The organism is Candidatus Pelagibacter sp. uisw_138 (genome assembly GCF_059512485.2).
Genome location: NZ_CM183453.2, coordinates 971,693 through 984,845, shown reverse-complemented (window position 1 = coordinate 984,845; position 13,153 = coordinate 971,693). Strand labels below are relative to the sequence as shown.

13 protein-coding genes are annotated in these 13,153 nt (G+C 31.9%); 7 read left to right on the top strand and 6 right to left on the bottom strand.

Annotated elements, in window-relative coordinates; translation table 11 throughout:
* Positions 1–28 precede the first annotated feature (28 nt).
* The 7 genes from AC5YGC_RS05320 (at position 29) to AC5YGC_RS05290 (ending at position 6,685) form a co-directional block, all read left to right on the top strand.
* Positions 29–796: a pyrroline-5-carboxylate reductase gene (locus AC5YGC_RS05320; RefSeq protein ID WP_496139201.1), complete on the top strand. Its 768-nt coding sequence runs from the start codon at positions 29–31 to the stop codon at positions 794–796.
* A 6-nt stretch (positions 797–802) separates the two neighbouring features.
* Positions 803–1,597 carry an ABC transporter ATP-binding protein gene (locus AC5YGC_RS05315; RefSeq protein ID WP_415277939.1) on the top strand — a complete coding sequence of 265 codons (795 nt, stop codon included), beginning with the start codon at positions 803–805 and terminating at the stop codon, positions 1,595–1,597.
* Entirely contained in the window at positions 1,597–2,304 is a 708-nt protein-coding gene (locus tag AC5YGC_RS05310; RefSeq protein WP_415286006.1) for an ABC transporter ATP-binding protein, read from the top strand. Before AC5YGC_RS05315 ends, AC5YGC_RS05310 begins: the two co-directional genes overlap by 1 nt.
* Before the next feature lies 1 nt (position 2,305).
* Complete coding sequence (locus AC5YGC_RS05305) at positions 2,306–3,316, top strand: branched-chain amino acid ABC transporter permease (RefSeq protein WP_415286005.1); 1,011 nt, start codon at positions 2,306–2,308, stop codon at positions 3,314–3,316.
* Between the two features lie 35 nt (positions 3,317–3,351).
* Complete coding sequence (locus AC5YGC_RS05300) at positions 3,352–4,683, top strand: ABC transporter permease subunit (protein ID WP_496140314.1); 1,332 nt, start codon at positions 3,352–3,354, stop codon at positions 4,681–4,683.
* 75 nt (positions 4,684–4,758) lie between these two features.
* The gene (locus tag AC5YGC_RS05295; RefSeq protein WP_496139200.1) at positions 4,759–5,922 is read left to right on the top strand and encodes an MFS transporter; all 1,164 of its coding nucleotides are present in this window, start codon (positions 4,759–4,761) and stop codon (positions 5,920–5,922) included.
* Position 5,923: 1 nt separating this feature from the next.
* Positions 5,924–6,685, top strand: coding sequence for a TSUP family transporter (locus tag AC5YGC_RS05290; protein ID WP_496139199.1), 762 nt, complete (start codon positions 5,924–5,926; stop codon positions 6,683–6,685).
* 56 nt (positions 6,686–6,741) lie between these two features.
* On the opposite strand, the gene AC5YGC_RS05285 is transcribed toward AC5YGC_RS05290, so the two are convergent.
* From AC5YGC_RS05285 to AC5YGC_RS05260, 6 genes are all read right to left on the bottom strand, one after another.
* Positions 6,742–7,926, bottom strand: a complete 1,185-nt coding sequence (locus AC5YGC_RS05285; protein WP_496139198.1) for an ABC transporter substrate-binding protein — start codon at positions 7,924–7,926, stop codon at positions 6,742–6,744.
* Between the two features lie 81 nt (positions 7,927–8,007).
* Complete coding sequence (locus AC5YGC_RS05280; RefSeq protein WP_496139197.1) at positions 8,008–8,859, bottom strand: EamA family transporter; 852 nt, start codon at positions 8,857–8,859, stop codon at positions 8,008–8,010.
* Between the two features lie 4 nt (positions 8,860–8,863).
* Complete coding sequence (locus AC5YGC_RS05275) at positions 8,864–10,345, bottom strand: aldehyde dehydrogenase family protein (RefSeq protein ID WP_496139196.1); 1,482 nt, start codon at positions 10,343–10,345, stop codon at positions 8,864–8,866.
* The gene (locus AC5YGC_RS05270; RefSeq protein ID WP_496139195.1) at positions 10,346–11,128 is read right to left on the bottom strand and encodes an alpha/beta fold hydrolase; all 783 of its coding nucleotides are present in this window, start codon (positions 11,126–11,128) and stop codon (positions 10,346–10,348) included. It abuts the gene before it with no gap.
* Positions 11,129–11,132: 4 nt separating this feature from the next.
* Positions 11,133–11,720 carry an amino acid synthesis family protein gene (locus tag AC5YGC_RS05265; RefSeq protein WP_168607293.1) on the bottom strand — a complete coding sequence of 196 codons (588 nt, stop codon included), beginning with the start codon at positions 11,718–11,720 and terminating at the stop codon, positions 11,133–11,135.
* Complete coding sequence (locus AC5YGC_RS05260; protein ID WP_496139194.1) at positions 11,720–12,886, bottom strand: LLM class flavin-dependent oxidoreductase; 1,167 nt, start codon at positions 12,884–12,886, stop codon at positions 11,720–11,722. The genes AC5YGC_RS05265 and AC5YGC_RS05260 overlap by 1 nt, the downstream gene beginning before the upstream one ends.
* Positions 12,887–13,153: the final 267 nt, after the last annotated feature.

Below are 13,153 nucleotides of genomic sequence, written 5' to 3'. Positions count from 1 at the left end.
CCAATATCACTATAAAGTAACTATATTTATGAAATTAGGCTTTATAGGAACAGGTAAAATTACATCTGCAGTAGTTACTGGTATTTGTAGCTCTAGTATTCCATATAATAAAATAATCATCTCGCAGAGAAATAAATCCATATCTAGCACCTTAAAAAAAAAGTTTAAAAAGATAACTATTAGCAAAGATAATCAGGAAATAGTTAATTCATGTGATTGGATATTTTTATCAGTAACTCCAACTGTGGGTGAAAAAATTATTAAAAATTTAAAGTTTAGATCAAATCAAACTATAATCAGCTTCATATCAACAATTACTTTAGCTCAACTTAAAATAGCAATTAAAGTTAAGGCAAAAATTATAAGAGCAATACCGTTACCTCCAATATCATTAAAAAAAGGACCAGTACCAATTTGCCCACCCAATAAAAAGGTAAAAGATTTCTTTAATAAAATTGGCACAACAGTTGAAATTAAAAATGAAAAATCTTCAATTAATTTCTGGTCAACATCTGGAATGATGGCTCCATTTTATGAATTGTTAAGAGTGATGACTGACTGGTTGGTTAAAAGAGGAGTTAAGCGAAATGATGCACAAAAATATATAACTTCTTTATTTTTAGCGTTATCTGAAGATGCGGTTGTGAATTCTAAAAAAGATTTAAAACACTTAGTAAAAGAATCTCAAACACCAAAAGGATTAAATGAACAAGGTGTTAAAGAGTTAATAAAAGCTGGTTTTTATAAATCTTTAGAGAAGACACTCAGTAGTATACATAAAAGATTAAATAAATAAAATTCCATGGATCAAGAACAAAATATCTTACAAATTGAAAACCTATCTAAATATTTTGGAGGGTTAGCTGCAGTTTCAGATTGTTCTTTAAAAATTAAAGAAGGATCTATTACAGGAATTATAGGACCTAATGGTTCTGGTAAAACTACTTTATTTAATTTAATTGCTGGAAACCTTAAAGCATCAAGTGGAAAAGTTTTATTTTATGATGAAGACGTAACAGATGTTCCTTCATATGAATTATTTTCAAAAGGAATATTAAGAACTTTTCAAATAGCTCATGAGTTTACCAATCTTTCTGTTTTAGAAAATTTAATGATGGTTCCAGCAAACCAATCAGGTGAAAAATTAATGACAGCCTTACTAAAACCAAGTTTAGTTAGAACTGAAGAACTTGCTGTAAAACAAAAGGCTCAGGATGTAGTTGATTTTTTAAATCTGACACATCTATCAAATGAATTAGCTGGAAATTTATCAGGTGGGCAGAAAAAATTATTAGAACTTGGACGAACTATGATGGTTGATGCAAAATTAGTATTACTAGATGAAGTAGGGGCTGGTGTTAATAGAACACTACTTAAGGATCTAGGTACTGCAATTCTTAAGTTAAATAAGGAAGAGGGGTACACATTTTGTATGATCGAACATGATATGGAGTTTATAAGTAGATTGTGTAACCCTGTTATTGTTATGGCAGAAGGGTCAGTTTTATTTGAGGGTACTGCTGAAGAAGCTAAGAAAGATGAAAAGGTTATAGAAAGTTATTTAGGCAGAGGATCAAAAATAAAGGATGAAAATTAATGGCTTTTTTTGAAGGCTTAAAAATGACAGGTGGTTATGGTAATGGACCTGATATCATCAATTCTTGTTCTGTTGATGTGAATAGAGGTGAAATAGTTTCAATTCTTGGGCCTAATGGTGCTGGTAAATCAACAGCCATGAAGGCATTACTAGGTCTCTTAAGTTTAAAATCAGGCTCAGTTATAATTGATGGCAAAGATATTTCAAAACTTTCACCACAAGATAGGGTGAGAGAAGGTATTTCATTTGTACCGCAGACAAAAAATGTATTCTCAGGAATGAGCGTTGAAGAAAATTTAGAGATGGGGGCTTACTTAAGAGATGATAATTATCAAAATATAATAGAAGAAATTTATGAACTGTTTCCAATACTTAGAGAAAAAAGAAATCAATTAGTTGGAGAATTATCAGGAGGTCAAAGACAACAAGTAGCTCTTGGTAGGGCATTAATGATAAAACCATCTGTGTTAATGTTAGATGAACCAACTGCTGGAGTTTCTCCAATAGTAATGGATGAATTATTCGATCATATAATTAAAGTTAAAAGAACTAATGTTGCAATTTTAATGGTCGAGCAAAATGCTAAGCAAGCTCTTAATATTTCTGATCGAGGATATGTGTTAGTTACAGGTGAAAATAAATATTCAGGAACAGGAAAAGAATTATTAAACGACCCAAGAGTAAGAAGCTCTTTTTTAGGTGGATAGTATGGAATTTTTAAACGCAATTATATTACTATTAAATTACATTTTTATGCCAGCACTTACGTATGGCTCGCAACTAGCATTAGGTGCAATATTTGTAACTTTAATTTATGGAATTCTGAGATTTGCTAATTTTGCAACTGGAGACATGATGGCTTTTGGTACAATGGTTACAATATTGTTCACTTGGTATTTCCAATCACTTGGAATTTCTTTAGGAGTTTTACCAACAGCATTACTTGCCATCCCTTTTGCAATTGTTTTAACAATTGGGTACATGCTCTTAGTCGATAAATTTGTTTTCAGATATTATAGAGTAAGTAAAAGTCCTCCTGTTCAGCTTGCAATGGTTAGTATTGGTGTGATGTTTGTAACACAAGCAGTAGTTAGAATAATAATTGGACCATCAGATCAAAGATTTTTTGATGGAGAAAAATTTATTATCAAAGCAGGTGAGTTCAAAGAAATGACTGGACTTAATGAAGGTTTAGCAATTAAATCTAGCCAGGTATTAACAATATTTGTAACAATTGTATTAGTTTCTATTTTATTTTGGTTTTTAAATAAAACTAAGACAGGAAAAAGCATGCGTGCTTACTCTGATAATGAGGATTTAGCTTTATTATCTGGGATTGACCCTAAAAGAGTGGTTATGATTACTTGGATTATTGCAGGTATTTTGGCGACAATTGGTGGGGCTTTATATGGTTTAGACAAAAGTTTTAAGCCATTTACCTACTTTAATAACATGTTACCAATTTTTGCTGCAGCAATTGTTGGGGGTATTGGAAACCCGTTTGGAGCATTTTTAGGAGGGTATGTCATAGCATTTTCGGAAATATTCTTAACCTATGCTTATAAAAAATTCTTTATGTATGTTTTACCAGCAAGCATGGAGCCAGAAACTTTAGTTCAACTATTATCAACAGATTATAAATTCGCTGTATCATTTTCTATACTGGTGATCGTTTTACTTTATAGACCTAACGGAATATTCAAAGGGAAGGTACTGTGAGAAAGCACTTAAACGTGATTACAGCCTACACAATAATGATGGGTTTAATTATCTTAGTTGGAATATTTCAATCATGGAATGTAGCTCTATCAATTTTTAACATGTGTTTGATTTCTGCGGTAATGACTATGGGTGCAAATATTCAATGGGGGTATGCAGGTTTAATTAATTTTGGTCTTATGGGTTACGCAGCATTAGGTGGATTAGCTGCAGTTTTGATATCTGTTGAACCCGTACAAGAGGCATGGGTTGCAGGTGGTTTTAGTATTTTAATGTCTTTGTGGTTAATAGTCGTGATGGTCTTTGCAATACGTTTTGTATTAAAAAATTTTGAAAAATCTAAAATTAGAACTTATGGTATTGCTACAATTATTATTGCTGGAATTATCATTATAAGAGTTACATCAGAGACAAGTATTGAGGCTATTGAAAATGTTAACCCTGCAACAACAGGATTTCTTGGCGGATTAGGATTGCCAATTATGTTTTCTTGGATCGTAGGTGCATTTTTTGCAGCAGGTCTAGCATTTATAGTTGGTAAAATTGCGTTAGGTTTGCGAGCAGATTATCTAGCTATTGCAACATTACTAATTTCAGAAATAGTTATAGCCATCATTAAACATGAAGATTGGTTAACAAGAGGAGTTAAGAATGTAATTGGACTGGATCGACCAGTACCTTATGAAATTGAACTCCAAACTAAAGAATGGTTTATAAATCTAGTTGCAAAATTTAATTCTGGAAAATTAGATTTAATCTCAAGTATTAACGATAAACAGATAGCTCTTAATCAATTAGTAATTGAGGGATCATCAGTTTTTGTAAAACTTTGTTATTCAGGTTTATTTTTAATTGTTGTTATAGCTTTATTAATAGTTACTCAAAAAGCTCTTTACTCCCCATGGGGAAGAATGATGCGTGCGATAAGAGATAATGAAGAAGCTGCTAACGCAATGGGAAAAAATGTTGTTAAACAACACTTATTAATTTTTATTTTAGGCTCAGCTATAGTTGGAATTGCTGGTGCCATGTTAGTTACTCAAGATGGTTTATTTACACCAGGTAGTTACCAGCCTATGAGGTATACTTTTTTAATTTGGGTTATGGTTATTGTTGGAGGAAGTGGAAACAATTTTGGAGCAATTTTAGGTGGTTTTGCAGTCTGGTTTCTATGGATTGAGGCAGCGCCAATAGCATTATTCTTAATTAATCTATTTACTGCAGGTTTAGCAGACACACATTCACTGAAAATTCACTTAATTGAAAGTGTTCCATACTTTAGATATTTAATGATGGGTATGGGTCTTTTACTGATCATGAGGTATCGACCTAAAGGTATACTTCCTGAGAAAATCGAAATAAAATAAATTTATTATGAAATATATTATACTCGGAGCTGCAGTAGCATGGGCTATGTACATCGGTGATAAATATTTTTTTTAATGAATAAAAATTTATGGCTACTAATTTTAAGTCAAATTTTTGCTTTTACAGCAGCACCAGTGACAGTTTTTTTAAGTGGAATAATTGGTTCCCAGTTTAGTCCAGTAAAATCTTTAGCAACTCTACCGATGGCTTTATCAATTGTAGGTATAGCAATTTTTGCAATCTTTGCAGCAAAGGTTATGAGTGTAATTGGTCGAAGAGCAGGCTTTATATTTGCATCAATCATTAGTTCATTGTCATCATTACTTGCTGCTTATTCTATAATTATTGAAAGTTTTATATTATTTAATTTTGCATGTTTTTTACTTGGAGCAGGAGTAGCTTTTAGCCATCAATATCGTTTTGCAGCCGTTGAAACAGTAAAAAAGGATATGGCACCAAAAGCTATTTCAATAATATTATTAGCAGGAATAGGTTCAGCTTTTATAGGGCCAAATGTTGCTAATATAACAAAAGATATTATTGCTGAACATTTATATGCCGGTTCTTACATCGCACTTGCAGCTCTAACACTCACCTCAATAATTTTCTTATTATTCTATAAAGACGGACATAAACCAAATCGTATTAATAAAAAAACTTCACGTAGCTATCTAGAGTTAATTTCTCAACCAAGATTTCTACAGGCTTTAGTAGCATCTGCATTTGCATATGCGGTGATGTCATTTTTAATGACAGCTACACCAATAAGTATGCATGTAATGGAAAAAATAAGCTTAACTAAAACAGGAGTGGTAATCCAACTACATATTGCAGCTATGTTCTTACCTTCACTGGTTACGGGTAATTTGATTAGAAAATTTGGACATAGTAAAATAATGTACGCTGGTGCCCTCTTATTTTTAATAACAGTTTTAACTAGTTTCTTTGATCAAAATTTTACTAATTATTTAATGGCATTAATATTTTTAGGATTTGGTTGGAACTTTTTATTTATATCTGGAACAAGCCTATTAGTTTTATCTTATAGGGAAAACGAAAAATTTAAAGCACAAGGATTTAATGATCTAATAGTTTATTCAATTCAAGCAACTGCAAGTTTATCTGCAGGAGTTTTCTTAACCTTAACAAGTTGGAAAACAATGAATTTAGTTTGTATAATATTTTTAGTTTTAATTATTTTGTCAACATTAAGAGCTGATTTTAAAGAGAGAAAGTAAGATGGATTTACTAGCTTATTTTCAACTAAGCTTAGTTGAAATTTATTTTGTAATATTTACCGTATTTATTGCATCTATTATAAGAGGATTTAATGGCTTTGGCTTTTCAGCAATATGCATCTCAGGTTTTTCTTTTATTCTTCCAGCGATAGAAATAGTTCCAATTATTCTAATACTTGAGGTCATTATTAGTATTTTTATGGTTCCATATATATGGAACAAAATAGATTGGAATTTTGTTGTAAAACTATTATTTGGAATAATTATTGGCTCTCCTGTTGGTATTTATCTATTGAAATATTTAACTCCTGACGTCACACATCTATCTGTTTGTGTACTAATCATATTTTTTTCATTTTTATTAATGAGAGGCTACATAAATCAAAAGATTAATAACAATTATGGAAAATTCTTTACAGGAATAATTTCCGGAACATTAAATGGATTAACTACTTTAGGAGGAATGCCTGTTGCACTATTCTTATTAGTTACAAGTATTCAACCTGCGATAATCAGAGGTTCATTAGCAGCATTATTTTTCTTAACAGATATTTATGCTTTTGCTCTTAGTTTTTTTGCTGGAATTGTAGATGCCACAACTATTTATAGGACCGTTCCATTGATTATTATTTTACCAATAGGTGTTTATATTGGTGATAAATTTTTTATTAAAAGTAAAGAGGAGACATATAGAAAAGTTGTTTTTTACTTTCTTATATTCATCTCAATATTTGGGTTTTTTAGGATTATCAGCAATTTTTAGATAAAAAAAACCCCCAGCAATTTTCACTGCTGAGGGTTTTAAAACTAAAATTTTAATTATCTTTGTTTTTTATTTTTAAATTTTCCACCTTTGATTTCTTTCTCTAAGAAAGAACCTTCAGCTTCACCAACGCTAGTAAAAGAAACTCCAGTTGCACCTTCGTAGTCAACTTTTTTACCTTTAGCTAATAAATCTAAACCTTTTTTAAGTTCACCTGGATAAATTTTAGTTCCAGGACCGTTAGCAACATCCATTACATTCTTAGCAATAGAAGCTCTATCAGCTGATCCACCTGCTTGCATCGCTAGAACGATTAAAGCTGCTGCATCATAAGATTCACCAGTATAAGGTCCAGACGAGTCGATACCGGCTGCTTTAGCAACAGACGCAAAAGTACCTGCTGTTTTTTCATTCATTGAACCAGGCATTGAACCAAAAGATTTATTCAAATCTTTTCCAAAAGCATCAGTTAACGAGTCACCAATCATACCATCAGATAAAATAAATTTATCAAATGCACCAGAGTCTAAAGAACCTTGAATAATTCCTTTTCCACCTTGGTCTAGGTAACCAATTACTGCTACTGCATCACCACCTGCTGACGCTAAAGTAGCTACTTCAGATGAGTAATCAGCTTTTCCATCTTCATGAGCAGATACAATTGTTACTTTAATACCATGAGCTTTTACAGCTGCTGCATAAACATCAGCTAAACCTTTTCCATAGTCATTGTTAGTGTAAGTAATTGCTACACTTTTGATTCTTCTGTCTTTAGTAATATCAGCTAAAATCTGTCCACCTCTAGCATCAGATGGGGCTGTTCTAAAAAAGAAACCCTTATCATCTAAAGTTGTAAGTCCTGGTGAAGTTGCTGATGGTGAAATCATTACTACACCATTTGGTACAGCAACATTTGATGCGATAGCACCAGTTACACCTGAACAGTCAGCACCCATAATTGCTGCAACACCTTGTGCAATAACACCTTCTGCTGCTGCTGTTGCTGCTGCTGAATCAACACAAGTTGAGTCTGCTCTTACTACTGAAATAGTTTCTCCACCTAATAGTGAACCTGAATCAGAAGCTTCTTTAAATGCAAGCTCTGCAGATGCAGCCATAGCTGGTGTTAGAGATTCAATAGGACCAGTAAATCCTAGGATGATTCCCATCTTAACTTCTGCGAATGTATTCGTTGTAAAAGTAGAAACGAATATAAATGCAGCAATAAATAGTTTTTTCATTATTTTCCTCTTTGATTGTTAACAATTTATAAAAAACCAATTAAATTACGATTAATCTAATAATTCAATGGATAAATTATCTTATTTTTGAAGCTGATAGACTGAAATAATCACAATAGCCCCACCAATAGTACTTAATATCGTAGGAATTTCTCCAAAAATTAAGAAAGTTAGAATTAAACCAAATATTGGAAATAGAGAATAGAAGGGCATAACTTTATTAACTGAATAAAATTTATAGAGATAAAATAAAGAAGTATGAGCAATAACGGAGACAGTTACTCCATTATGAAGCAAAAGAAACCACGTTTTTATATCAATATCTTTTAAATGATTAATTGTATTTCCTTCAGTAAAAATTGAAAATATTAAGATGGTAATAAAGCCTGTAAGTCCCATGACCATATTTGAAAACTTTACATCAACCTCTTTGATGTACCTTGATAACACATTTGCAATCCCATAAAAAAAAGCAGAAATGCCACATAAAAAAAGTGCATAAATTTCTTCTTTTAAATTTGGGTCATAACCAATTAGAAAAATCCCAAAAAAAGAAATAAGTATTAGTATCCACTGTTTCGTACTAACTTTTTCACTAAGAAAAATTGAGCTTACAAGAATAGCAAAGGGTATTGCTAGTTGAGCTCCAATAATAATAGGAGCAACTAAAGTAGCCTTACCTAATGATAAATTTAAAAAAAATATAACTCCAAAGCCCATAGTTAATGAAAAACCTATTAAAGGAAAAAAATATTTTTTATCTGGGATTTTAAATTTACAAAATGGAATTAGAAAAATAAAAAGTATAAACATTCTTAAGGATCCTGCTAACATGGGTGGTAAGGATGTATTTAAAGCAAGCTTGTTTACCGGATATGAACTTCCAAAAATAAACATAATAAATAAAACTAAAAAATAATGTCGTGTAGTCAAAAAATTAACCCATTGTGAATGGATCTGTCATCGGCTTTTCCGAAGAATTATACCATGTTGTCTTTATTCTTGTATATTCTTTGATCGATTCAATTCCAGCTTCCTTACCGTAGCCACTATCTTTAATTCCTCCAAAGGGAGCCATAGGTGAAATTAATCTATATGTGTTTACAAATACTATTCCAGCTCTCACCGCCTTTGATACTCTCATACCTCTCCCAAGGTTTGATGAATAAACCCCAGAGGATAATCCATATTTATTATCATTCATCAATTTAATAGCTTCTTCCTCTGTATCAAATTTCATAACAGATAATACTGGACCAAATAATTCATTTTCAGCAGTAGGTAGGGTATGATTTTTACATTCAATTATTGTAGCTGGAAAATAATAGCCTTTATTAGATATATCAGATCTTTTTCCTCCACATCTAATTTTTCCACCTTGTTCAATGGTAGCTTTAATGTTTCTTTCAATATTTTCTAATTGTTTGAGACTATTTAAAGGACCCATTTGAGTGTTTTTATCCATCGGGGCTCCTAGTTTTATCTTTTCAGCTTTTGTGACTAACTTATCTAAAAATTCATCATAAATTTTTGATTGAATATAAAGTCTTGATCCAGCAATACAACTTTGACCACTTGCACCAAAAATGCCAGCAGTAATTCCATTAAGTGCATTCTCTTGTTCAGCATCATTAAATACTACAACAGGACTTTTTCCACCTAGCTCTAAGCTTACTTGTGATAAATTTTCAGCTGAATTTTTTACGATATGTTTGGCAGTTTCTGGACCACCAGTGAATGCAATTCTCTCCACAAGGTTATGTGTAGTTAGAGCTTTACCACAAGGGTCACCTAAACCAGTGATTATGTTAACCACTCCTTTTGGTATTCCTGATTTTTCAACTAATTTTGCAAATTCCAATAAAGTTACAGGCGCAAGTTCGGATGCTTTTATTACAACGGTATTTCCCATGGCTAATGCGGGGGCAAGTTTAACAGCTGTTAATAACATTTGGGAGTTCCATGGAATGATTGCAGCAACCACGCCAATAGGTATTCGAGTAGTTGTTACTTGCATGTCTGGTTTGTCAATTGGTACGACTGTTCCTTCAACTTTATCAGCAAGACCTGCAAAGTAATCATAGTATTCAGCAATATAATTAGCTTGTGTTTTAGTTTCTCTAAAAATTTTTCCTGTATCAATAGTTTCTATAGTTCCAAGATGTTCAGCATTCTCTCTCAGTAAGTTTGCTAGAGACCTTAAATATTTAGCTCTATCTCTTGGATGTAAATTAGACCAGGAATTATCAAAAGCTTTTTGTGCAGCCTTAACTGCTTTATCTACATCTTTTGCATCTGCCTCAGGTACAGTTGCCCAAACTTCATTATTCTCTGGGTTTAAAGTTTCAATAGTTTTACCAGACTCAGACTCAACCCATTGACCGTCTATGTACATTTTAAAGTTTTGAATTTTTGTCATTTAATTATCAATAAAATTTTTAAGATTTATATTAACATCATCTGCGCACTCTATACTACAAAGATGTTTTCCATTTTTTATCTCGATAAAATTTGAATTTGTTAAATCATCGGATAAGGATTTTGACATTTGAACTGTGGAACCTGTATCACCTGACCCTGTCATGATAAGAGTTTTAGTTTTAATATCTTTAATTATATCAATATCATCTTGGTGGTTTGCAAATAGCTTGTAAGCTTTTAAAAAGTTTAAATGATCTTCATCTTCTTTTGTTAAAATTTCAATAAATTGATCATAAATTTCTGGATGGTCTTTTAAGTATTGATCTGTGAACCATCTTTTTAGTGCTTGTTTTGAAATAGGTTTGTTCAATTTAGCCTGTTCAAATCTTTCTATGACTAAAGCTCTTTGTTCTTCAGTTCTTTTATATGTTGTTCCTATTAATGTAAGGCTTTTTAATTTATCTTGAAATTTTGACGCAAAGTCTAATGCAATTAATGATCCTAAAGAGAAACCTACAAGATTAATTTTATCAATTTTTAAAAACTTTAATAAATAGTCTAGTTGATCTGAAAAATCATTTAATGTGATCTCTTCTTTATTGTAAGGAGTTTTTCCGTGCCCTAATAAATCATAGGTAATTATTGAATGATCACTTAAGGAAGTAACTTGAGAGTCCCACATTTTTTGATCTAGACCAACGCCATGAACGAAAACTAATGGCTCAGTTTTATTATCAATGAATGAATGATAATTTTGATTAGGATCAAAATTGTGAGGCATTAATTTATTTAGGATCCAGTCCCATTTCTTTCATATCTTGATATCTATCGCCAGTTCTAGCATGAGCTCTACCACTTGATGCTCCACCTATTGCTATGACTATTTCATCATCAAAAGGGGCATCGTGTATAGTAAATTCATGTGTAAGATAATAGGGCCTTAGACCTGAATCTGTTTTATGCATCATCGGAATTGACATTTTAGAACCAGCGGGACTTCTTGTGTTCGTGAAACTTAAATAAGATGTTCCACCAACAGCATCTCTAAATTTATTACCAAACCTTAAAGTGTGGATAAATGCAGATGCATGTTCAATTTCACCATTAAGTCCGACAGTTCCAGCCTTACCATAAGCTAAAATTTTTTCAGGAGAGCCCATTTCTTTTATTAATTCAGAGACTAGAATAGTACCTAATTTGGGAGCTAAATCTAAAATGATTGGTTTTAAGTCTTCAACAAAACCTTTTCCATGCCATGGATTTTTAAATACAGCAGCAACAGAAACTAGTAAAACAGGTTCTTTGGCTTCCTTACCACCTTCAATAAAAGTTTTATCAACAAATTTTGCAAATTTTCTTAATTCAAGTTTCATTAACTAGCCATTTCTATATTTGAATTATCTAAATTAATTTTTGGTATTACTTCATCATTAAACAGTTTTATACTTCTCATGCAAGCATCATGCTCTATACCAGGAAAGTTAGACCATACTTGCAAGTTTTGTAAATTTAATTCAGATTTTAATTCATTTATTTTATTAACCACATATTCAGGTGTTCCAAATAATAAATTTCTTTTATGTAAGAAGTCATAGTTCAATAGATCTAATTTATGTTTTGTTTCTGGTAACTCCTCATCTGGATTCATATGATTTCCCAACCCTCTCCAATGACAAACCCATTTCATATAATTAATAATATGTTCACCAGCCATTTTTTCTGCTTCTTCCATAGTTTCTGCTACAAACATATCTCTAACTAAAGATACACCTTCTCCTAATAGTACATCTCTATTTTCTGCTTTAGATTTTGCATCTCTATAAATCTCAAATCTTTTCTTTAAAGCTTTAACAGTAGGTATCCACATTATAGTGTTTAATCCATTTTGTGCTGCCCATTCAATCGATCTTGCTCCATCAACTACTTGCCATATAGGAGGGTGTGGTTGTTGCATTGGTTTTGGAACAACACTAATTTTTTTTATTTCACTTGTTTTTGTATCTAAAAATTTATCACTAGGTGGACTCATATCATGTTGCCAAGTAAAACCAGGAGTAGGGTAGGTATAAAACTCACCTTGATAACTAAAAAATTCTTCAGTCCATGCTTTTTTCATCACAGTTAAAGTTTCATCAAATAATCTAAAATTTTTTGCTTGATCTTTTAAGTCAGCTTCTTTGTTCATGTTGATAGCTTCTCTGCCATATATTCCTCTTCCAATACCAACGTCAACTCTCCCACCTGATAGTTGGTCCAGTAAAGCTATGTCTTCTGCAAGACGTATAGGGTTATGAAAAGTAATTACATTACAGGCTTGACCTATTCTAATTTGTTTAGTTCTTGCAGCAGCGTCTACTCCCATCATTAAAGGGTTCGTACACGATTCCATTCCTTCATGATTAAAGTGATGCTCTGTATACCAAATGGAGTCCCAATTATTTTCATCACAGTAAGTAGTGATTTCTTGGGTTTCATTTAATAATTGATTGTATGGTTTATGATTCCAATTAGTAGTGTTACAAAAATATCCAAATTTCATTCAAACCTCCTTAAATAATTAAATTTAAAGACGACTGATCCCACTTTCGTAAACCTCTAAGTACCTTTTAAACCCAAGTAAAACGACGAGTTATGTATCTATCTTCTATTGCCTTATGGAAACATTATCACAGAATCCGGAAAATTCACTAGTAATTCATTAGTTTAATAACCCAATATCTAAGGGAATAATTAAGTAGGACCCTAAACAGATTGGTTTTTTGATTGTTTTTTAGACCCCAATACCCCAGTTAGTAGAAAGGATTCC